The organism is Marinobacter sp. ELB17 (genome assembly GCF_000169375.1).
Classification (GTDB): domain Bacteria; phylum Pseudomonadota; class Gammaproteobacteria; order Pseudomonadales; family Oleiphilaceae; genus Marinobacter.
This window is the reverse complement of sequence record NZ_AAXY01000038.1, coordinates 1-20,513: the sequence shown is the minus strand read 5'-3', so window position 1 is coordinate 20,513 and position 20,513 is coordinate 1. Positions and strand designations below refer to the sequence as shown.

Annotated in this window: 18 protein-coding genes and 3 pseudogenes; 15 read left to right on the top strand and 6 right to left on the bottom strand. The window is 54.9% G+C overall.

Annotation, left to right across the window (positions count from 1 at the left end):
* The 3 genes from MELB17_RS21310 to MELB17_RS21300 all read left to right on the top strand — a co-directional run.
* On the top strand, nt 1–491 hold a 491-nt coding region (locus MELB17_RS21310), incomplete at its 5' end, for an ATP-binding protein (RefSeq protein WP_007352427.1).
* Nucleotides 488–673, top strand: coding sequence for a hypothetical protein (locus MELB17_RS21305; RefSeq protein WP_007348139.1), 186 nt, complete (start codon nt 488–490; stop codon nt 671–673). The genes MELB17_RS21310 and MELB17_RS21305, both read left to right, overlap by 4 nt.
* A gap of 300 nt (nt 674–973) precedes the next feature.
* Nucleotides 974–1,243 (top strand): hypothetical protein, encoded by a 270-nt coding sequence (locus tag MELB17_RS21300; RefSeq protein WP_198136537.1) that lies wholly within the window; start codon nt 974–976, stop codon nt 1,241–1,243.
* A 123-nt stretch (nt 1,244–1,366) separates the two neighbouring features.
* Here the strand turns inward: MELB17_RS21300 and MELB17_RS21295 are convergent, their stop codons facing one another.
* On the bottom strand, nt 1,367–2,176 hold the full coding sequence (locus tag MELB17_RS21295; protein WP_007352424.1) for an SDR family oxidoreductase: 810 nt from the start codon (nt 2,174–2,176) through the stop codon (nt 1,367–1,369).
* Between the two features lie 356 nt (nt 2,177–2,532).
* Between MELB17_RS21295 and MELB17_RS21290 the strand changes: the two genes are divergently transcribed.
* From MELB17_RS21290 to MELB17_RS26235, 5 genes and pseudogenes are all read left to right on the top strand, one after another.
* On the top strand, nt 2,533–3,408 hold the full coding sequence (locus MELB17_RS21290) for a putative selenate ABC transporter substrate-binding protein (RefSeq protein WP_198136536.1): 876 nt from the start codon (nt 2,533–2,535) through the stop codon (nt 3,406–3,408).
* Nucleotides 3,408–4,058 carry an ATP-binding cassette domain-containing protein gene (locus MELB17_RS21285; protein WP_007352422.1) on the top strand — a complete coding sequence of 217 codons (651 nt, stop codon included), beginning with the start codon at nt 3,408–3,410 and terminating at the stop codon, nt 4,056–4,058. The genes MELB17_RS21290 and MELB17_RS21285 overlap by 1 nt, the downstream gene beginning before the upstream one ends.
* Nucleotides 4,059–4,075: 17 nt before the next feature.
* A complete protein-coding gene (locus MELB17_RS21280; protein ID WP_007352421.1) occupies nt 4,076–5,542 on the top strand; it encodes a PhnE/PtxC family ABC transporter permease in 1,467 nt (488 codons plus the stop codon).
* 274 nt (nt 5,543–5,816) lie between these two features.
* Nucleotides 5,817–6,147 (top strand): annotated as a pseudogene (locus MELB17_RS26240) (transposase); the annotation flags it as partial.
* A gap of 185 nt (nt 6,148–6,332) precedes the next feature.
* Entirely contained in the window at nt 6,333–6,551 is a 219-nt protein-coding gene (locus tag MELB17_RS26235; RefSeq protein WP_007352419.1) for a hypothetical protein, read from the top strand.
* A gap of 39 nt (nt 6,552–6,590) precedes the next feature.
* Here the strand turns inward: MELB17_RS26235 and MELB17_RS21265 are convergent, their stop codons facing one another.
* Together MELB17_RS21265 and MELB17_RS21260 are read right to left on the bottom strand one after the other, a co-directional pair.
* Nucleotides 6,591–7,637, bottom strand: coding sequence for a hypothetical protein (locus tag MELB17_RS21265; RefSeq protein ID WP_007352418.1), 1,047 nt, complete (start codon nt 7,635–7,637; stop codon nt 6,591–6,593).
* On the bottom strand, nt 7,637–9,823 hold the full coding sequence (locus MELB17_RS21260; protein ID WP_007352417.1) for a thiamine pyrophosphate-dependent enzyme: 2,187 nt from the start codon (nt 9,821–9,823) through the stop codon (nt 7,637–7,639). Before MELB17_RS21260 ends, MELB17_RS21265 begins: the two co-directional genes overlap by 1 nt.
* Nucleotides 9,824–9,917: 94 nt before the next feature.
* Here MELB17_RS21260 and MELB17_RS21255 point away from each other — a divergent pair, with 94 nt between their 5' ends.
* Nucleotides 9,918–10,772: a LysR family transcriptional regulator gene (locus MELB17_RS21255; RefSeq protein WP_007352416.1), complete on the top strand. Its 855-nt coding sequence runs from the start codon at nt 9,918–9,920 to the stop codon at nt 10,770–10,772.
* A 14-nt stretch (nt 10,773–10,786) separates the two neighbouring features.
* Nucleotides 10,787–10,960 (top strand): annotated as a pseudogene (locus MELB17_RS25905) (IS3 family transposase); the annotation flags it as partial.
* A 47-nt stretch (nt 10,961–11,007) separates the two neighbouring features.
* Here MELB17_RS25905 and MELB17_RS21250 read toward each other — a convergent pair.
* A complete protein-coding gene (locus MELB17_RS21250) occupies nt 11,008–11,943 on the bottom strand; it encodes a LysR family transcriptional regulator (protein WP_007352414.1) in 936 nt (311 codons plus the stop codon).
* Between the two features lie 139 nt (nt 11,944–12,082).
* Here MELB17_RS21250 and MELB17_RS21245 point away from each other — a divergent pair, with 139 nt between their 5' ends.
* The 5 genes from MELB17_RS21245 (at nt 12,083) to MELB17_RS21225 (ending at nt 17,957) form a co-directional block, all read left to right on the top strand.
* Nucleotides 12,083–13,576, top strand: a complete 1,494-nt coding sequence (locus tag MELB17_RS21245; protein ID WP_007352413.1) for an aldehyde dehydrogenase family protein — start codon at nt 12,083–12,085, stop codon at nt 13,574–13,576.
* An 80-nt stretch (nt 13,577–13,656) separates the two neighbouring features.
* Nucleotides 13,657–15,108, top strand: a complete 1,452-nt coding sequence (locus MELB17_RS21240) for a sodium-dependent transporter (protein ID WP_007352412.1) — start codon at nt 13,657–13,659, stop codon at nt 15,106–15,108.
* Nucleotides 15,105–15,416 carry a hypothetical protein gene (locus tag MELB17_RS21235; RefSeq protein ID WP_007352411.1) on the top strand — a complete coding sequence of 104 codons (312 nt, stop codon included), beginning with the start codon at nt 15,105–15,107 and terminating at the stop codon, nt 15,414–15,416. The genes MELB17_RS21240 and MELB17_RS21235 overlap by 4 nt, the downstream gene beginning before the upstream one ends.
* A gap of 87 nt (nt 15,417–15,503) precedes the next feature.
* Nucleotides 15,504–16,781: an NAD(P)/FAD-dependent oxidoreductase gene (locus tag MELB17_RS21230; RefSeq protein WP_007352410.1), complete on the top strand. Its 1,278-nt coding sequence runs from the start codon at nt 15,504–15,506 to the stop codon at nt 16,779–16,781.
* A gap of 153 nt (nt 16,782–16,934) precedes the next feature.
* On the top strand, nt 16,935–17,957 hold the full coding sequence (locus MELB17_RS21225) for an Ldh family oxidoreductase (RefSeq protein WP_007352409.1): 1,023 nt from the start codon (nt 16,935–16,937) through the stop codon (nt 17,955–17,957).
* Between the two features lie 266 nt (nt 17,958–18,223).
* Here MELB17_RS21225 and MELB17_RS21220 read toward each other — a convergent pair whose 3' ends face one another.
* Both MELB17_RS21220 and MELB17_RS25900 read right to left on the bottom strand, forming a co-directional pair.
* Entirely contained in the window at nt 18,224–18,973 is a 750-nt protein-coding gene (locus MELB17_RS21220; protein ID WP_007352407.1) for a substrate-binding periplasmic protein, read from the bottom strand.
* Nucleotides 18,974–19,034: 61 nt separating this feature from the next.
* Nucleotides 19,035–20,075 (bottom strand): annotated as a pseudogene (locus tag MELB17_RS25900) (methyl-accepting chemotaxis protein).
* Nucleotides 20,076–20,513: the final 438 nt, after the last annotated feature.

Genomic DNA, 20,513 nt, shown 5'->3' with positions numbered 1-20,513 from the left:
TTCAGGACCCAAGCAACATCATCCTCATTGGCAGTAACGGTGTGGGCAAATCGACCATCGCGCAGAACGTAGGCTATCAGGCGGTTATGCAAGGACACACCGTTCTATTCACTTCTGCCGCCAACATGCTTAACGATTTAGCGGCGCAAGATGGTGATAACGCACTTCGACGACGATTAGCTCATTACAGCAAGACGACGTTACTCATCATCGATGAAGTGGGCTACCTGTCCTACAGCAATCGCCATGCCGACTTACTGTTTGAAATCATCAACCGCCGTTATGAGAAAAACGCGACCCTCATCACAACGAATCGGCCGTTTAGCGAATGGAATGACGTGTTCCCGAATGCAGCCTGCGTGGTATCGCTAATCGACCGCTTGGTGCATCACAGCGAAGTGATTGCGATTGAAGGAGACTCTTATCGCATGAAAGAAGCACAAGAGCAGGCATTAGCACGGGGAAAAGTTAAAAGAGGAAAGACAAAATGAAAGTGCTGAAAATCACCACCCATTGGACAACAGAAGAAGCGGCATGTGTTCACGAAGCGCTCGACACGTTACAAACCGCTATCTGGGAAAGTTACGGCAAAGATATTACCGGAATGTACAGACATATTGCCAACGAACAAAAGGAAAAAAGCGAGCAGTCTAATGCCGGCATGGACTTCTAAGGACTAAGGCATCCAACTCAACGGCTATTGAAAAATGGCAATAAACGTCGTTTTATCGCCATTTTTAAACTGCGGCAAATAACAGCGGATCTTCACCGGCGCTAACACTTGCGAAACGGACAAGTCTGTCAGCCAGCCCGCCCATAGCCACAAGGCGAACTTTTCATGGCCCGTTTGGTCCCATTCTATAGTCGCCGCTTTTTGTGACCCGCGTCATGCCTGGAACACCCAACATTACTGGAGAAAATCTATATGCATATCCAAATAAATACAGACAAGAATATTTCCGGAAACGAGGCCATGACTCAAAGTGTCAAAAAAATTCTTGACCACGTTCTAGCGCGCTTCGCGGGTCAAATCACTAGGCTGGAAGTACACCTTAGCGACGAGAACAGCGCCTCGAAGTCGGGCATGACTGACAAGCGATGTTTGCTAGAGGCTCGACTTGCAGGACGTGAACCGGTATCGGTAAGTGACTTGGCACTTACGGTTGAGCAAGCGGTAACCGGTACCGCCCATAAGATGGTTAGCCTGCTGGGACGTGAACTGGGCAAGCTCGGCAAACGCTAACGCTGTCGGCCTTGAGCCTGGCAAGGCAGACTCAAGGCCGACAGCGTTAACTTACTGACCAGAACATCGGGGCCTGGTCTTGCATTTTGACCCGTCGATCACGAAGCGTCGCACAACTTTACGCTAGCGCGATGGAACGCTAAGGCAATCCATGCTGGCATCGCCCAGTTCGGTGCCACCATCTACCGTCATAATCGTCCCGTTCATATAGTGACCCATATCACTGGCAAGAAAAATCGCGGCGTCGGCTATCTCTTTGGCTTCACCAAATCGTTTACTGGCAATTTTCTTGGCCATTATTGCTTTCGTTTCGGGGGTGGGCGCTAAACGCTCAGCGCCCTCGGTGCCACTGATTGGCCCTGGTGAAATGCCGTTAACCGTAATGCCAGACGCGCCCCATTCCACCGCCAGGCATTTAATCATCATATTGATGCCCGCTTTGGCTGCGCAAACATGAACCTGAAAAGGCATTGCAGACACGGCTTGTGGAGCACTGATCGCGATTAAGGAAGCACCTTTGTTAAGATGCTGAAAGCCTAAATGGAATACGTTGTATGTGCCAAGAAGGTCAATATCGATAACGGTCTTAAAGCCTTTTGGCGAGATCCCCACGGCAGGTGCCGGGAAGTTACCTGCGGCACCGGAAATTAAACAGTCAATCTTGCCAAGTTGCGCAACACAGGCCTGTAAAGCGCTCGCCACCTGGTCGGGGTCTCTAACGTCAGCCGTTAGCGCAATCGCACTGTGTCCGTTACTGCTTTTAACACTTTCAGAAATCTCCTGAGCTGCCGCTGCGGCTTTATCTGCGTTTCGGCCAAGTACGGCCACCTTCGCACCCACTGCCGCCATGCCTTTAGCTATACCCAGATTAATGCCGCTGGTTCCGCCAGCAATAAAAACCACCTTATCTTTTAGCGTTGTCGGGTCAAACATATCGGCTTGCTCCTTTGTGCGGTTTTTAGACTGCACACTGACTGGCCTTGGGTGAAGGTCTCGCTGAACCACACCGGGTTTGGTAGAGACCCTTTCATGTAAGTCAGGCCATGCAGTGGCAAAAGATTGCTCATTCGAGTATCCATCCTTTTGTGTGGAGTTCAAGCAGAATGTATAGGGGTCGCCTGAAGAAGGGCCTCGCGTAGTTTGGTCACGCTGACGGATTAAGACCACATCAACCTGGCCTTGCGTTAGTGGAGTTCAAGGTTGATAGGAATCAGAGTATCCTGCAGCCCACCGGTGCGCCCGCACGGCCTTTCTGGTTTATCAATTCGTTAGACGTTCAAGGATTTCAAATGGCTACGCCTGTAATATGGAAGTTGATGCTTTCCTGTTTTTTCTGTTTCACCGCTGCGGCGGCATCGGCTGAGACCTTGGTATTCACGGCAATCCCGGATGAAGACGAAACCAAACTTGTTGAGCGTTTTCGCGGTGTCGCGGACTACCTCTCTGAGCAACTGAATGTTGATGTACGCTATATTCCAGTAAAGTCCTACGCGGCTGCCGTTTCAGCGTTCCGTAACAATCAGGTTCAGCTGGCGTGGTTTGGCGGTCTTTCTGGTGTGCAGGCACGCAGGTTGGTTCCGGGCTCTGAAGCCATCGCCCAAGGTGTTGAAGACGAAGCCTTCGAGACCTATTTTATTGCCAATACCAACACGGGTATAGAACCCGCCGCAGAGCTTTCAGCGCTCAAAGATCAGTTGCAAGGTAAAACCTTTACCTTCGGTTCCAAAGGCTCGACATCTGGCCGGCTCATGCCTGAGTTCTATGTGCGCGACACCTTTAATGCAAAGCCTGATGACTTTTTCTCACGCGTTGGCTTCAGTGGCAACCATACGCGCACCCTTCGCCTGGTTGAAGCCGGCACTTACGATGTAGGCGCGCTGAACTTTCAGGTTTGGGAGAAAGAACTGGCTGATGGAAACATAAACACCGATGCCGTGCAGGTGATCTGGAAAACGCCCCACTACCCGGATTATCAGTGGACGATTCGTGGCGATGTGGATGAGCGTTTTGGTGATGGCTTCAAGCAGCGCGTTACCGAGGCGCTGTTGAACCTTGATAACCCGGAACTGCTGGAAAGCTTCCCGCGTTCAGGTTTTATTCCTGCTGCCAACGCCGACTATGAGCCGATTCGTAAAACAGCTCAAGAGATCGGGATTCTCGATTAATGACAGGCTTTGACCTTACGAACCTTACCGCCTCATTCAGCGGCAAACGGGTTATAGGCCCGTTGTCGCTGACGGTGAATCCGGGCGACAAAATCGCGCTGGTGGGTAAAAGCGGTGCGGGAAAATCCACCTTAATGCGCCTGATTTACGAACGGGTTAACCGGGATTCGTCTCTGATCCCTCAGGATCTTGGCCTGGTAAATGCTCTTTCGGTGTTCCATAACGTCTTTATGGGCCAGCTGGATAAACATGCCACGTGGTACAACACCCTCACGCTTGCCCGCCCGTTCGCCAAAGACAAGGCTGAAGTGCTGACCTTATTGCAGTCGCTGGGTATCACCGAAAAGCTATGGACACCCGCAGCCTCTCTGTCCGGTGGGCAGCGCCAGCGTGTTGCTATCGCGCGAGCGCTGTACCGTAACGCAGCTGTGCTACTGGCCGATGAGCCGGTTTCTGCACTCGATGGCCCCATGGCGAACTCGGTCATGATGCAACTGCGTGATCGCTTTACCACCAGTATTATTGCGCTGCACGATGTGGACCTTGCATTGAATTACTGTACCCGAATCGTTGGCATTCAGGATGGCCAGGTCGCCTTGGATCAACCCAGCGAACACCTTGCAGCAGCAGACATTGTATCTCTTTACTAGGTAACGCGGCCCGTTCTATGCCCTCTTCCCCAACGGTTCGTGTCAGCCTGATTTTCCTTGCCATCGCCTTGGTTGGGTTGCTGTTTGCGGACATCGCGGTGACCACCTCCAACCCTTGGCGGGATCTCGGTAATTTCCTGTTTGGCATCGCAACGCCCAACTTTTTCAGCACTGAAGGGTTGATGACCGCACTGTTGAGAACAGTCGCCTTTGCCTTTGTCGGGGTTGCGCTTGGCAGTGTTGCAGGCTTCCTGATGGCATTGGCTTACCGATCCCTGCCGGTGCGGATTTTTTGCGCCTTTATCCGCGCAATTCACGAGCTTTTCTGGGCGTTGATTTTCCTGCAGTTCTTTGGTTTTCACCCACTCACGGGCGTATTGGCCATCGCCATTCCCTACGCCGGGATTTTCGCCAAGGTTTATTCAGAAATCCTGGAAGAGGCCGACCCGGAATCCGGCCGTGTACTGCCACCCGGCACTGGCAATATTTCGGCGTTCCTCTATGCCCGCATTCCTGATTGCTGGGCAAAAATGCGCACCTACACAGCCTACAGGCTGGAATGCGGCCTTCGCTCCAGTGCCATTCTTGGCTTCGTTGGCCTTCCCACACTGGGCTTTTACCTTGAAGCATCGTTCTCCCAAGGGCTTTATTCCGACGCTGGCGCGATGCTGATTCTGTTCTATGTGTTAATCGCCACCATGCCGCTCTGGGTAAGGCCAAAGCTTCTGCCGGTCTACGTTCTTGGCGCTCCCTTTTTTCTGGGTGAAGGGTTGCCCATTGTCTGGGGCAATGTGCAGCGTTTTTTCACCGAAGACATCGTGCCCGCGCCATTGCGCAACGGGGAAGGTTTAACGGGGCTAACGCCTTGGCTGAGTGATTTGATGATCAACGAGGCCATGCCGGGCATCTGGAACACCCTTGTGCTCACTCAGATCGCGCTTGTAGCGACAGGAATTCTCTCGTTACTGGCATTCCCCTTGATATCAAACCACTTTGGCGGGCCGATACGGCGCAATGCCGGGCATGTGGTTCTGGTGATCGCGCGATCCACGCCTGAGTACATTCTGGCGTACATTCTGCTGCAACTCTGGGGGCCTTCAATGCTGCCTGCGGTGGTTGCGTTAGCGCTGCACAACGGCGGGATTATAGGGCACCTGATTGGCCGGCAAACCAATGCCATCAAACTCCGCGCAGATGCTGCAGAGGGCTTCAACCGGTACAGCTGGGAGCTGGTACCCCGCGTATATCGCTCATTTCTGGCGTTTCTGTTCTATCGCTGGGAAATCATCATGCGGGAGACAGCCATACTGGGGATTCTTGGCATCTACACCCTTGGCTTTTATGTAGACAGCGCTATTCAGAACATCCGGTTTGATCGTGCCATGGTGCTGATTCTGATAACGGCTCTGCTCAACATTGGCATTGATACTCTTGGGCGTTATATTCGCCGTAAGCTTGCCCTGCAAACCATGCCGACCTGCTGAACGAAGTACAGCGTTATTATCTGAATTCACTAAGCCACTGCAGTGCTGGGCTGCCAGGAATACGGTTGATGAAGACCCGGTAACCGGCTCCATTCACACGGGCCTGACGCCATTTTGGGCAGAGCGTCTGGGTAAAAATGACCTGGTGGCGTATCCTTGAAAAAGCTAATCCATAAAGAGCGATGTTTACACCTGATTAATTACCACTGAGCAAGGAAGAGGAGAGTCGTAACATTCCGCTAGCCACCGTGGTTGACGGTAGGCAACCGCCCTCACCCGCAACGGCCAAAACGGCGTACCAAGAGCCCATTTCCAAGGTCGGCTATTGCAGTGCCGCCACTGTCCAAAAAAGCATCAATGCATGCAAAGCCCCGTTTCAGCAGATCATCGCAAAGGTAAAGGACGACAGGTCTCTTACCCTAGAGCTCAGGCGCGGCCCGACCTATACAGGCTGGATGAGGCGCCGAGTGGATAGCAAGCAAGGCGAAGCGATTTACGGTCATCGCATGTCAATGGTTGAGCCGGTATTCGGCAACATCAACAGTAAAAAAGGCCTGAATCGCTTCAGTCTGCAGAGTAAAAAGACGGTGCAGGGTCAGTGGCAGGCAATAACAAAACAACAAAGCGGCTGTGGATTGGGCTCTGTGAAGGGTTTTTCTACAGCTACGTTAGCGGTGATTTGCAACCCAGTTGTCCAAATAGCTGCACCTAAGCAGCCTGTTTGTTGCGCTCAATTTCCTGTAATTTTTTAGGGTTGAGGGATACGGCTCCGACGACTTCCCAGTTTCGAATGTCACCAGATGACTGGTTGCGTAGTATTGAAGAGACGTGCCAATTCTTCGGCGCAGTGCCTCAAGAAATCCTGTTCGACGCTGCCAAGACCACCATGATCGAGGGCGATGCCTACGGTGAAGGCCGTCATCGCTGGAATGCATCCCCACTTAACGTAGGGGACCATCGACGAAAAGTAAGCAATCTCGAGCGCATACGGCTTATGATTCTGAGTTGAAATAATAAATTCGGCCCGTTTCAGCCGTAAAAATGCTCATCACTGGCGAAGCACGATGGGCCGCTGCTCTGGCATACCCATGGATACTATCAGGGCGTTGTCTTCCTGCCGCTGCTTAAAAGCGGCTTTACTGTCCAGATCCTGCCAGTTGCTCAGAATCAGGCTTTGGGCGACGGCTCCTCCCAGGGTTGTGCCCGGCCCCAGAATAATCAGTTTGTCCGGCGCGAATTCACGAACAGCAACACGCAAAGCAGCGCTGAAATCGTAGGGTTGGGTCAACTGATGGCTCAGGGTGTAGTCCCAAAGCGCCTTGTGATCTGTACTCCAGGGAGACCAGATGTGGCCGCGGCCGTCAATTAATGGAATCTCCGGTCTGCCGAACAGCGCTGGCCCCAGGGCTTCCTTTGCCATCGCCCGCACCGGCTCTTGCAGTGGCGTATGGAAGGCCGCGTGATTGAGCAACCGCATGGGGAAGTGGTCTTTTTTGGGCAATCCACGATTCAGGGCTGCCATACCCGGTGTGTCGGCACCAAACACCATCATACCGCCCAGATCGATGGACAGATAAGCCTGGCCTTCGCCACTTTTGCAGATCTCATCGGCTAAAGCCAGGTAGCGGGCGCGGGCATCCCAGTCTGGACGCCAGTCGTCATCCACCCAGGGAATGAGAAGCTGGCCGCCAATCAGGCGCTCCTGCATTAATCCGCCCATAGTATTGACCAAATGCAGGCCGTTTTGTGCATCCAGCGCACCGGCGATCGCCAGGCTGATATACCAACCCATGGAGTTGCCGGTAACAGCAACGATCTCATAGCGATCTTGGTCGATATCCAAAAAGTCAGCGTAGGCACACGCGTAGATCAGCCCCGATGCATGGTCTCCCCGGCTGTGCAGTTTCAGCGAATAGGCTTTCTCTTCGTCCAACTCTGTCAGGGTTGGCTGCTGGTGTTGACGCCGATAGTCGTCGAAACTCTCCAGCAAAGCGCTTTTATCCGCATGGTGACGCTTGAGGTAGCCCCATTCGGGGGCATTGTAGGTGCCGCGTCCGGGACAGACGACGACAACGCGTTGTTTGGGTGTGGACATCAGGCACCTTTCTCAATTGCAGTGGAACCGGCCCCGGTCAGGGCACGAACATGCTCAAGGATATCTTCGACGGCAGGGAGCGTGCTGGTGGAGGCTTTACCCAGGGCGATAAAGCTGTCCAGGGCGGTCACCCGATCCATGCGGGAACTGGCGACACCCTGAGCACTCAACTCACTGATCAGCTCTTCACTGATTGAGCCGTGTCGACGGCATTCATCGACAACCAGAATCTGTTTGCAGTCCTTCACCGCCTCATAAAGGGCAGCATGGTCAATTTCGGTTAGCCAGCAGAGGTCTATTACCCGCACCGAGATACCCTCCGGTGCCAGTTGCTCGGCCGCCTGCAGGCTAAGTGTCACACCATTGCCGTAAGTGATGATAGCCAGGTCGCTACCTGAACGGCATTGACGGAAGCGGCCGCGGGGCAAGCGGTAATCCGGTCCGGGGTCTGGCTGACAGGCCAACTGGTCGCCTTCGGTCAGCAGATCGCGGTTATGATAACGGGCGATGGGTTCGATGATTACGACCACCCGCTGTTCTTCATCGGCCAGGCGTACTGCTTCTTGCAGGAGGCCTACAGCACTGGTGCCATCACTGGGACAAGCCACCAGTAAACCGGGGATATCGCGCAATACGGCCAGGCTGTTGTCGTTGTGGAAGTGGCCACCAAAGCCTTTTTGGTAACCCAGCCCAGCGATACGAACGACCATCGGATTGGTAAATTGGCCGTTGGAGAAAAAGCTCAGGGTTGCCGCTTCGCCACGCAGTTGATCCTCGGCATTGTGTAGATAGGCTAAGAACTGGATTTCCAGAATCGGGATCAGGCCGTTCTGCCCCATGCCGATGCCCAGCCCCAGTATGCTTTGTTCATCCAAGAGAGTATCAATAACTCGATGGCGGCCATATTGTTGCTGAAGTCGCTGGGTTACCCCGTAGACGCCCCCTTTGTTGCCGATATCCTCGCCCGCCATTACCAATTGTGGGAAGCGTGCCATCAGCCTGTGTAGGCTCTGATTGATTAGTCGGGCCATGGGCTGGGGCGTGGGATCAATGGCTGGTAGTTCTGCGGCCGGATTGGCAAGGCTGGGTCTGAGGGGTGGCACGATGGCACTCATCACGGCTTCCGAGCCGCGCAAGCGCGGGCGTTGGGATGTTTGATCGCCGACGGCACCTAAGCGGCCCCAGGTCGTATCGAGCAGCTGGCCCAGGTCGGCCCGGCTGAGGCGGGTCTCACGCAGCAGTCGGGCGGCACCATGGGCCAGCGGGTCTTCATTGGTCATGGCCTGAATCTGGGCCTGGCTCAGGTAGGCTTGTTGTGCATCAGATCCGGCGTGGCCATAGAGGCGCACACAGCGCATGTGAAGGAAAACCGGTTGCCGGTGGGTGCGGGCCAAGATGGCGGCACGGCTAGCCGCTTGCCAGGTATCCACCAGGTCCAGGCCGTTGCAGGCGATATAATTTAGGCCGGGGCGATTCGCCATGGAGGCGGCCACCCAGCCCTGGGGCGTTGGTGTGGAAATACCCAGGCCATTATCCTCGCAAACAAAGATCAGCGGCATGGGCAGGCCCTGATAGGCAGTCCAGCAAGCCGTGTTGATCGCGCCCTGAGCGGTCGAATGATTGAGAGAGGCGTCACCAAAGCTACACAGAACCAGACTGTCGGTGGGCCAGCCCCCTGCTCCGCCCAGACGCTTCCAAAGACCTAAGCCGTAGGCGGCTCCCACCGCTTTAGGCAAATGAGAGGCAATGGTACTTGTCTGTGGGGGTACGTTTAGCGCTTTCGACCCCAGCACTTTGTGCCGACCGCCGGCGATCGGGTCGTCGGAAGAAGCCATGAAGCTTAGCAACATGTCCCAGCTAACGGTCTGCCCGGGTAACGCCTTACTTCGCTGGATGAAGAAAGCGGCATCGCGGTAGTGCAAAAAGGCAGGGTCGGTCAGTCGCAGCGCCTTTGCGATAGCGGCATTGCCTTCGTGACCGGCGCTGCCGATCGTGTAATAAGCGTCGCCACGGGCTTGCAGCACTCTGGCCTGCAGATCAATCAGTCGACTTTGTACCTGGCTCTCAAACAGTTCGATAAGGTCGAAACGACTTAACCCTGCCGCTTGAGCGTTGCCAGCGGAAACGTCCGGAAGTTCTCCCTCGGTAATCCGATGCCGCAGGGCACGGAAGAGTTCGACAGTCATGGCGTAATTCTCCAGTTTAGTTGCTTGCTTATTCTATCGCCCCCATAGCCAGAGGTATAATATCTAATGACTCTATGTGACATCGGGTTTTCCTATGGATTTGCGAATACTGCGATACTTTCTCGCCACCTACGAAACAGGTTCGGTCAGCGCCGCATCACGCCGCTGCTTTGTCGCGCAGCCGTCCATTTCTGCAGCGGTAGCTCAATTGGAGGATGAGCTGGGAATGCCGCTGTTCGTGCGTCATTCCAAAGGAGTTCGCCCGACCGATGCGGGCCGACGCCTTTACCCGCTTGCGGCGCGGCTAATCGCCGATAGTGAGGCTATCGTAAGCAGCTTCAACCGCAGCGGGCGGCCCCTGCCGCTGAGACTGGGGTTGATGCGGTCGCTGGGCGCTGAGCGTATGAGTAATTGGTTGAAGCGACTGATGGAGCGTATCGAAAACCTGGAGCTGACGCTGGTCAATCCGGAAGAGGCCAGTGACGCCCGTATCGTGACAGCCGGCATGCGCCAGCCCCACGAAATCTTCGAACCCATCTGGAACGACCGTTATCGCCTGGCGTTGCCATCGGGACATCCCCTGTCGCTGAAGGAGCGGTTGACATTGAGCGATTTGGAAGAGCAGCCCTTTATCCTACGCGCCCATTGTGAGGCAACAGAAGCATTGCGCCAGGCATTGATACATCAAGGCGTGACTATCGCACCCAGGGCGCACCTGCGCACCATTGAATACAGCCTGGCGTTAGTGGCCGCGGGTATAGGGCTGGCCCTTGTGCCAGACTGGCCAGAAACCCGGCGACGCCTGGACATGGTGTTGCGACCCCTGGCGGATTTCCAGTCGGACATCCAGATCGGGGTGGCCTACTCGGCCGAACTGAGCAGGACGCTGCAAAACGCATTGAAAGAGGTCTGCGGGCAGGTAGCCGACACATTTACTAATCCGAAGTAAAGTAAACGAACACAGTAGGCCGGCGAAAGGCGCGGTCACTGATGCGCGAGGCAGGCGTTAAAGCCCGGTACCGGAAGAAGTTTAAGGTAACCACCAACAACGACCACAAACAGCCAGTGTTCGGCAACGTACTGACACGAGAATTTACCGCCGCTGAGCCTGATAAGGCGTACGTCGGTAACATCACAGTACACCCAAAAATCCGCCATTTCCCACCTACTGGTCTGTGCCGAGATTACGCCTCTGGTAGGCTAGGGAAAACTGCTTCTGGCGTCGTGGGCGGCACCTCAAGATGTTCGAGAATCCACTCGATGAAGCCTTTCACCTTGGTCATCTCTGCCTTATGTTCGGGGTAGGCTAAGTAATAGGCGTCGCGACTGGCTAACGAGAACGACCATGGAATGACGAGCTGGCCCGCCGATAGTTCCTCCTCGGCTAGGAAGCGCGGCACCAGAGCCACGCCGCAACCCGAACGGGCGGCCCGTAACGCCATATCGAAGGTATCAAAGCGTGGCCCATAGTAACTGTGCTCGGTATAAGCACCTTGGGCTTCGAACCAGTGATGCCAGGCACTGGGGCGCGTCGCGCTTTGTAGCAGAACCAATCGGGTTAACGCCAAGGGATCATCAATTCCCAAGGCAGGGATGATCGACGGCGCGCACACCACCACCATTTCCTCGTCGAGGAGCTTGATGCACTCCGCCTTCGGCCAGGCGCCGTGACCAAAAAAGAACGCCACGTCGATACGCTCTTCCTCCAGATCAAAAGGCTCCACACGATTGGCGATGTTGAGATAGACGTTGGGATAACGGAAACGGAAACCGTTGATACGCGGGAGCAGCCAGCGTGCACCGAACGTCGGCAACGTGGTCACGTTTAGCACCTCACCCTGGGCGCCGTAAGACTGCATGTAGCGTGTGGACATCTCCACCTGCGCCAGAATCTTGCGCACTTCGGTTAAATACTGCGAGCCCTCTGGTGTGACCTGAAGACGCTTGCGCGCACGGTGAAACAGCGGATGCTGAAGCACCAACTCAAGTTTAGCAACCTGCTTGCTAACTGCACTCTGGGTCAGGCTCAGCTCATCGGCAGCTCGCGTAAAACTGAGATGCTTAGCCGAAGCCTCGAAACACTGCATTGCAGTCAGCGTTGGCAAATGGGGGCGGCTCATCGCAACACCTCTTGATGCGAAAAAATGGAATGACCTCCATATTAAACATCGCTTGAAACGTGTCAACCCCCGCATGGATACTGCTTATACGTACAAACCGCAGTGAAACAAAATTCGAATAAATCCAGTAGGAGATAGAATGATCGATACTATTATGCAACGCCTCGGAGTCGCGACTGAACAATATCAGCAGGGCAGCGTGGAGGTTATCACGCCTATCGACGGCAGCATTATCGGCAAAGTCGCCGTGGAAGATGTCGATGCGATCGACGCACGCATCGCCAGGGCCGAGCAGGCCTTCGAGCAATGGCGTCGGGTTCCAGCGCCGCGACGCGGCGAGCTGGTGCGCTTGCTCGGCGAACAGCTACGTCGCCACAAGGACGATCTCGGCGCCCTAGTCACCTATGAGTGCGGCAAGATTCTACCCGAGGGCCTGGGTGAGGTGCAGGAGATGATCGATATCTGCGACCTCGCCGTTGGTCAGTCCCGTCAGCTGTTCGGACTGACCATCGCCTCCGAGCGCCCGGGCCATCACATGCGTGAAACCTGGCATCCACTCGGCCCCATCGGGCTAATTACCGCGTTCAACTTCCCAGTGGCCCCTTGGGCCTGGAACGCCGCCCTAGCGTTGGTGTGTGGTAACAGCCTGATCTGGAAGCCCTCGGAGAAGACTCCGCTTACTGCACTGGCTTGTCAGGCCTTACTGGAGCGTGCTATGGCCGAATTCGGCGATGATGCGCCTGAGCACTTAAGCCAGGTAATCATCGGTGGCCGTGATGCCGGTGAACGCTTGGCCGATGACCCAAGAATTCCTTTGATCAGCGCTACTGGCAGCACGCGTATGGGTCGCGATGTAGGTCCACGGGTTGCGGCACGCTTCGGGCGCAGCACTCTCGAACTGGGCGGCAATAACGCCATGATCCTGGCCCCCAGCGCCGACTTGGACATGGCCGTACGCGCCATCCTATTCTCGGCGGTGGGCACCGCGGGACAGCGCTGCACCAGCCTACGCCGTCTACTTGTCCATGAGTCTATCAAAGACGAGGTCGTCGAACGCCTCAAAAAGGCCTACGCCGGCGTCTCTATCGGGAACCCCATGGAAGGGAACCTGGTCGGCCCACTGATCGACGGCCAGGCCTTCGATCAGATGCGCAACGCTCTCGACCAGGCACGCCAAGAGGGCGCTAAGATATTTGGCGGTGAGCGCCAGCAGATCGACCAGGCAGCGGGTGGCTACTATGTGACGCCCGCCATCGTCGAGGTTGACCAGCAGAACGAACTGGTTAAGCGCGAGACCTTTGCACCGATCCTCTACGTCATGAGCTATGGGGAGTTCGATGAGGCCATAGCGTTACATAACGATGTGCCTCAAGGGCTGTCGTCGTGCATCTTCACCAGCGACGTGCGCGAAGCTGAGACGTTCACCTCCGATGTGGGAAGCGACTGTGGCATCGCCAATGTCAATATCGGCCCCAGCGGTGCGGAGATCGGTGGCGCCTTCGGCGGCGAGAAGGAGACTGGCGGTGGCCGCGAGTCTGGCTCAGATGTCTGGAAAAGCTATATGCGCCGCCAGACCAATACCATCAACTATTCTCGCGAATTGCCCCTCGCTCAGGGAATCAAGTTCGATTGATCCAAACGTTGCCACCCGGCTCATAGCCGGGTGGCAACGCCTTGATCCAAGAAGTCCAATAACGCGTCATGGAGCCAAGAATGACAACAACAATCTCTAGAGAAAAATGGGGTAGCCGGTTCGGCTACCTGATGGCGACGATCGGCGCCATGGTCGGCGCCGGCAATATATGGCGGCTGCCTTATGTCACTGGCGAGAACGGCGGTGGAGCCTTCTTGATCGCCTACTTCGTGCTGCTCTATCTGATCGCCGTTCCCGGCCTGATGGGCGAAACCAGCCTCGGGCGCTATACCCGTCAAGGGCTGCTTGGCACCTTCCGCAAGGTCTACGGTAACAACAAGTTCGTCGGCTTGGGGCTGGTGATCCTGATTTTCAACATCGTCCTGATGTCCTATTACTCGTCGATCGTCGGCTGGTCGATTTATTACGCTTACCATGCAGTGATCGGCTCCTTCACTCAGACGCAGTTCGATACCGCCGCCTTGTGGCAAGCATTCAGTAGCAACACCGCATTGAGCGTGGGCATGCACACCGTCGCGATGCTGACCGTCACGGGCATTCTACTGATGGGTATCAAGGGCGGCATCGAGCGCATGGCCAAATGGATGATGCCCATCCTCACCGTTTCGCTGATTGCCATTGCCATTCGCGGCGTTACCCTACCGGGAGCTATGGCAGGACTCGAGTTCGCCTTCTCGCCCAACTGGGAGTATCTGGCCCGCGGTGAGACCTGGCTCGCCGCCCTGGGCCAGGCACTGTTCTCGACCGGGCTCGGCTGGGGCATTGCTTTGACCTATGGCAGCTATCTAGGACGTAACGACGACATTCCCCTGGGGGGCGGGGTATTTACCGCCATCGGTAATACCAGCTTTGGTTTGCTGGCCATCTTCGCGGTCTTCCCCATCGTCTTTGCCTTCGGCATCTCGCCAACCTCGGGAGCGGAACTGGCCTTCGTCGCGCTGGCCAGCGCTTTCGGTAACATGACCGGTGGCTATGTATGGGCGCTGCTGTTTTTCATAGGCTTCTTCTTCGCCAACATGACGACCGCGATCGCTATCACCGAAGTCGGCGTTACCACTTATAAGGAAGAACGCGATACCTCACGCAGCAAGGCGGTGTTGACCATTTGCGGCATCATCTGGCTGCTGGGCATTCCGAGTGCCATGAACTCCTCCATTCTCGGCTACCTCGACTTCGTGGTGGGCAACTGGGGATTGCCGTTAGCGACCTTAATAATCATGTTCACTATCGGATGGAAGTTCGATGCCAACCGTTTGCGCATCCTCAGCCTCAATCGCGGTGCCGATCTATACGTGCCTAAATTCTGGGAGAGCATCATTCGTTTCGAGATTCCCACGATTATGCTCTTTATTATGGCTTACTTCCTCTATAGCAACCTGACCGCAACGCCCTGGAAGACCGTCAGTGGCTTGGCAATCCTGACGCTGACGGTCCCGCTTTGCATGTGGATCATGAGTCGCCGCCAGGCAAGCGCCCACCCTGCTACTAACGTCGGAGGCCAATCGTCATGAGCATTGCCGCCATAATCGTCATGATTGTATGCATTGTCGCCCTGTGGGGTGTAGCCAGCGTGGCTCTCGTTTATTCATTGGGCCAAGAAGAACGTAAGTTACAATTGATCAAAAAACAGGGCAGCTTTGAGCCTTATTCACCTCAGGCGCTTCGGGATCTTAATCGTTGGATTGAACAAAACAACACAAGCGAACATGCTCAAGAGATGCGTAACGTCCATGAAGAGCAGCGGGCAGCACTGCAAAAGTGTACAAGCTACTTCTACACCTGGAACCGATCCGATATCGAGAGTTTGAAGGAGATATAGCTCTTCGGCGGCGGCAAGTAACGCTTTGAGCCTTGGCTTGGCGCCGCCCCTGATATTTATAGACTGCACTTAATGAAGGAGTGAGAGATGCGTGAAGAGTGCCTATGGCTAAAAACGTCAAAAGAAGAGAAGTCAACTTACGCGACCCTCGAGGGTAAGATCACCAGCGATGTATGTGTCATCGGAGGTGGAATTACCGGGCTTTCCACGGCACTTCATCTGGCGGAGGGCAATACATCCACGGTGGTGATCGACTCAGAAAGTATTCCGACCGGAGGTTCCAGCGCCAACGTTGGCTATGTCAATGCGGGGCTCTGGCTACCCCCCCTTGATATCGTCAAGTTGTTGGGCGATAGCGATGGTGAGCGTATCAACAACCTTCTCGGCAATGCCCCATCCGAAGTTTTCAAGCTGATCGACCGCTATGACATCCAGTGCGACGACACTCGCACTGGATCGTTGCACATGGCACACAGTGCAAGTGGCATGAAGGATCTTGAGCGTCGCTGCGAGCAGTTCCAACAACGAGGCGCTCCCGTGGAGCTACTTCAAGGTCAGAAGTCGACCGAGGCCACGGGAAGCTCACATATTCACGGCGCCTTGCTAGACCGCCGCGCCGGCACCATCAATCCGGCCGCCTATACGCGCGGACTCGCCAGAGCGGCCGAAAGTGAGGGGGCGAAACTCTATACCCATACCCCGGCAATACGAATCGACCGCAAGGGTGACAAGTGGGAGGTGGAAACGCCAAAGGGAAGGATCCACTGCGACCGTATCGTGCTCGCCACGAATGCCTACACCGAGGAGGATTGGAACGCGGTCAAGGAGCATTTTTTTCCGGGTTATTACTGCCAAGTGGCTTCCGCGCCTCTCGGCGAAGCGGCCAAACATATCCTGCCCGGTCGTCAAGGCGCCTGGGATACTCGTACAGTCTTGAGCAGCGTCAGGCGCGATGTCGAAGGCAGGCTCATGCTGGGAACCCTGGGGCGTGGCGAGACCAAGCCTCGGGCCTTCATCCGGGCCTGGGCCAATCGCATGCAGCACATATATTATCCGGAGCTGGACAAAATGGAATGGGAATACACCTGGACGGGTAGAATGGCATTCACTCCCGACCATATGTTACGCCTGTTCTCGCCTGCTCAAGGCATACTGGCAGTAGCCGGTTACAACGGCCGTGGTGTCACCACAGGCACAGTAGTTGGTAAAGGGTTCGCCAAGCTAATTCATGAAAATTCTGATGAAGGTCTGCCACTGCCCATTCGCCATTCAAGGCCCGTGTCTGCTATCCGCGCGCGCAGCTTTGCCTACGAAAACGGGTTTACTCTCTATCACGCTGGCCAATGCTTACGGATCATGACATAAAAAGTCTAAAACCCACAAAGGACAGTCGATCAGCTGCACAAAGACTCACAGCATGCTGGGGTTGGCGATTCATGCGAGCACTCCACAAAGGTCGTTATTCGACCCAGGCCGATCATCAAAACACAAACTTCATTCAACAATAACGAGGTTACTATGTCGGAAAAAACAGTGTTATTGAGCGAGGAAGAGGCGCTAAGCTTGTCCCGAAAAATATTATTGAAAAAAGGCTTTAGCGATGATTTTTCTCGCGCGATAAGCGAGACGGTTATTGCGGGGCAAAAGGATGGATGTGCTTCGCATGGCCTTTATCGGATTCTGGGCTGCATAAATACATTAGCATCAGGAGGCGTCGTCCCTGATGCTGAGCCTCATATCGAGCCGTCTTCTGGCGGCATCGTCAAAGTAAACGCTAACGGGGGGTTCTCACAACTCGCCTTCTCTCTAGGTCTACCGCTGCTGATAGAAAAGACCAAAGAGAATGGTATCGCGCTTCTTGCCATTAACCACTGCGTACACTTTTCCGCACTTTGGATCGAAGTGGAGCAGATCACTAAAAGGGGTTTGGTCGCTATCGTCTGCAATCCTACCCAGGCCTACGTAGCGCCTCATGGAGGAAGCAGACCGCTTCTTGGCACCAACCCGTTTGCATTTGGCTGGCCAAGGCCCGGCAACCTTCCCTTCGTTTTTGACTTTGCCACCAGCGCGATCGCAAGAGGCGATGTCGAACTTCACGAACGCGAAGGCAAGCAGATACCCGATGGTTGGGGAGTCGACTCACAAGGGCAAGGATGCAACGACCCGCGGGTGGTGCTCGAGGAAGGGGCCCTACTGACCTTTGGTGAGCACAAGGGTACGGCTCTTTCAATGATGATCGAGTTGATCGCCGGCCCCTTGATAGGCGACTTGATGAGCTACGAATCATCTCAACACGATGATGGAAAAGGCGCGCTGCCCTACCACGGCCAAGTTATCATTGCCATCGATCCTGCGTTTACGGCAGGAAACAACTTCGAGAAGCATCTCTCTCGCGCCGAAACCTTTTTTAGCTTAGTCGAGTCTCAAGGCGCCCGGCTTCCGTCTAGAAGACGCTATGAAAGCAGAGAGAAAAGCGAGAAATACGGTATTGAGATATCGGAAAACCTCTACCTCGAACTATGCTCTTTACTACATGATTGAGTGTAAGTGAGCTAAAGAAGCAAAGAAAATGGGTGGGTAATACATCAACTATAGAATTACTTTCAGGCAGCCAGTTTAAAGTGTCTACGGAACTCGGCATAGATTTATATTCGGTCGAATTTTACCAAAAACAATTGTTAAGCCTTATCAAAGCCTGGGATAAATTCAAAAATAATAAAATGGCTCTCACAATTAACGAATAGCAAGGTCAAGCACGCGCGCCAGAACTAGCTCTGGCGCGCGAACTATCAACCGAAGGACGCGGGCTAGCGGTATTGGCTCAGGATCGATTCTCGCTCTTGGTCAGACAGCGCATCCAGTGCGTTTTGGAGTGAGTCTACCACTTCGTCTGGTGTGCTTTTGTGAAGGGCGTAAAACAGCTCGCCTTCTTTGAGAACATGAACCACCTCAAAGTTGCTGGTGTCGAACCCAGCATTGTTGATCATCCAGAAAGCCACATTCTCTTCATAAGCCCAGAGATCCACCCGGCCTGCCTGAAGCTTGCGCATGGCTGATTCAGGCTTGGAGTTCAGATCCAAGTTACCCTTGGTGGCCCCCGCATCGAGAACCAGCCCCTCTGCCACGTCATCTCGAACCACGGCGATATTCGGGCTGGAGAAGTCGGCGGCACTGCTGAGGGTTATGCCAGAACCTTTTTTTGCGATTAGAGAAATTTTGGTGTCCGTGATCGGCCCGGCCCATTTGAACAGCGGGTCGCGCTTAGGCGTCCTTGTGGTCGAAAAAAGCATGGTTTTAGGTTCGTTCAGGAGCACTTCGTAGCCCCGCGCCCAGGGCCACAACTGGATACTAGAGCGTTGTATGCCGAGCCCCGCCTTGTTGGAGGCGGCTATAAGCATGTCGATGCTGATGCCCTTTAGCTCGCTTCCATCCTGAAAATTGAACGGCGGATAGGTCTCGGTCACTAACTGGTAGTCTTTCAGCTCAGCGGCCGCTTGTCCGCTGAAAAGGGTGACCGTAGTCAGAACTGCACTGTAGAAAAAGGTTTGAAGTCGCATAGTTTCACCTTCTGTCGTGGATTATTGAATGCTGACATTAAATCATAACCAACCCCAGGCATCAGATTCGGAACTGTTTGATCAGGCGTTGCACCTTGTCCGATAGCTCTCTCAGGCTGTTCGCTGCATTTTCTGTGTCTTGGGTGCCCTGAGCCGCCGACTCGGTGACGTCTAGCATCACATGCAGACTTTTTTGAATATCCTCGGAAACGGCCGTTTGCTGCTCAGCGGCACTGGCAATCTGGGTATTCATGTTATGAATTGTGGTAATCGCGCCGGAGACCTGATCGAGCGCCTCATTGGCTTCCCGGGATTGTTCAATCGTTTCGTCGCCCTGCCGCTGGCTCTTTTCCATCACGGCCACGGCGTCACTGGCCCGTTTTTGGAGTCGTTCGGTCATGGCCTGGATTTGTTCGGTGCTGTCGTGGGAGCGCTTGGCTAGCGTGCGGACTTCGTCAGCGACTACCGCGAACCCGCGGCCTTATTCGCCGGCCCGAGCGGCCTCGATAGCCGCATTGAGTGCTAACAGGTTGGTCTGATCGGAAATGTCCCGGATCAAATCGAGGACGGTGCTAATCTCACCCACTTCTTCCTGCAGTGCCGCAATAACGCCGGACGCCTCCTTTACTTCGTCTACCAGGCGACCGGTGGATTCCGTTGTACTCTCGACAATTTGCTTGGCTCGGCCCCCTTGCTGGTCGGCCTCGCTGGCAGCGCTGGCGGCCTCGGCGGCGTTTTCCGCCACGGTCTGGGAAGTAGTGCTCATCTCCGTCATGGCCACTGCCACCAGATCTGACTCTTCCCGCTGACGGTTTGAACCCGCCGCCGTTGTACTGGCGATTTTCTGCAGGCCGGCAACTTGGGCGTCTAGGTCCTCGAACGATTCTACGAACTGTTTGACCAGCGTATGGGTCTTCTCGGTGTACTGATTGAAACCGGCGGCAAGCTGACCAATTTCATCCTGTCGATCGACCTTCAGGCGCCGGGTTAGATCCCCTTCGCCCTGAGCAATGTCCATCAGCGCAGCAGAAACATTTTGGATCGGACGGGTTACGAGATACCCGATAATCAGGCGCGTTGCGACCACCAGCGCTAATACCATGATCACCACTTGAACCAGAAGTACGTTCCGCTCCGCGGATTGGAGTTCATTCAGCGGCAAATAGTCTGCGACGATCACCAGCCGCCCGACTTCCTTCAGCTCGCCGTTGTTGTTGTATTCGAGCGGTCCATCATATGCGATGTCCGCATCTTCAGGGATCTCAGTGATGTTGTTGGGTTCATCGGCATTCGGCGGTGTCTGTAGGCCTGCCATAATTTCGCCTGCGTCGTTGAAGACCAAGACGGCTCGCACGGTGTTCGACACCACCTCTGCCCGGACGATGTTGTCGATCTGTTCGAATTGATAATTCCATAGGGTGGGCGGTATGTTCTGAGCCAATCTGGACTGCGCTGCGCCGAGCTGGCTGTCATTTGATCTCGGAGCGCTCACTAGTGGAGTGATAGCTATAACGCCGAACCCGTCATCAAACCAGCACGG

Bases quoted from the DNA above. Each gene is read 5' to 3' on its own strand.
- MELB17_RS21220 (WP_007352407.1), bottom strand. From the start codon at position 18,973: ATGCGACTTCAAACCTTTTTCTACAGTGCAGTTCTGACTACGGTCACC.
- MELB17_RS21255 (WP_007352416.1), top strand. From the start codon at position 9,918: ATGGATTTGCGAATACTGCGATACTTTCTCGCCACCTACGAAACAGGT.
- MELB17_RS21245 (WP_007352413.1), top strand. From the start codon at position 12,083: ATGATCGATACTATTATGCAACGCCTCGGAGTCGCGACTGAACAATAT.
- MELB17_RS21300 (WP_198136537.1), top strand. From the start codon at position 974: ATGACTCAAAGTGTCAAAAAAATTCTTGACCACGTTCTAGCGCGCTTC.
- MELB17_RS21260 (WP_007352417.1), bottom strand. From the start codon at position 9,823: ATGACTGTCGAACTCTTCCGTGCCCTGCGGCATCGGATTACCGAGGGA.
- MELB17_RS21305 (WP_007348139.1), top strand. From the start codon at position 488: ATGAAAGTGCTGAAAATCACCACCCATTGGACAACAGAAGAAGCGGCA.
- MELB17_RS21240 (WP_007352412.1), top strand. From the start codon at position 13,657: ATGACAACAACAATCTCTAGAGAAAAATGGGGTAGCCGGTTCGGCTAC.
- MELB17_RS21280 (WP_007352421.1), top strand. From the start codon at position 4,076: ATGCCCTCTTCCCCAACGGTTCGTGTCAGCCTGATTTTCCTTGCCATC.
- MELB17_RS21265 (WP_007352418.1), bottom strand. From the start codon at position 7,637: ATGTCCACACCCAAACAACGCGTTGTCGTCGTCTGTCCCGGACGCGGC.
- MELB17_RS21285 (WP_007352422.1), top strand. From the start codon at position 3,408: ATGACAGGCTTTGACCTTACGAACCTTACCGCCTCATTCAGCGGCAAA.
- MELB17_RS21235 (WP_007352411.1), top strand. From the start codon at position 15,105: ATGAGCATTGCCGCCATAATCGTCATGATTGTATGCATTGTCGCCCTG.
- MELB17_RS21295 (WP_007352424.1), bottom strand. From the start codon at position 2,176: ATGTTTGACCCGACAACGCTAAAAGATAAGGTGGTTTTTATTGCTGGC.
- MELB17_RS21290 (WP_198136536.1), top strand. From the start codon at position 2,533: ATGGCTACGCCTGTAATATGGAAGTTGATGCTTTCCTGTTTTTTCTGT.
- MELB17_RS21250 (WP_007352414.1), bottom strand. From the start codon at position 11,943: ATGAGCCGCCCCCATTTGCCAACGCTGACTGCAATGCAGTGTTTCGAG.
- MELB17_RS21225 (WP_007352409.1), top strand. From the start codon at position 16,935: ATGTCGGAAAAAACAGTGTTATTGAGCGAGGAAGAGGCGCTAAGCTTG.
- MELB17_RS26235 (WP_007352419.1), top strand. From the start codon at position 6,333: ATGTCACCAGATGACTGGTTGCGTAGTATTGAAGAGACGTGCCAATTC.
- MELB17_RS21230 (WP_007352410.1), top strand. From the start codon at position 15,504: ATGCGTGAAGAGTGCCTATGGCTAAAAACGTCAAAAGAAGAGAAGTCA.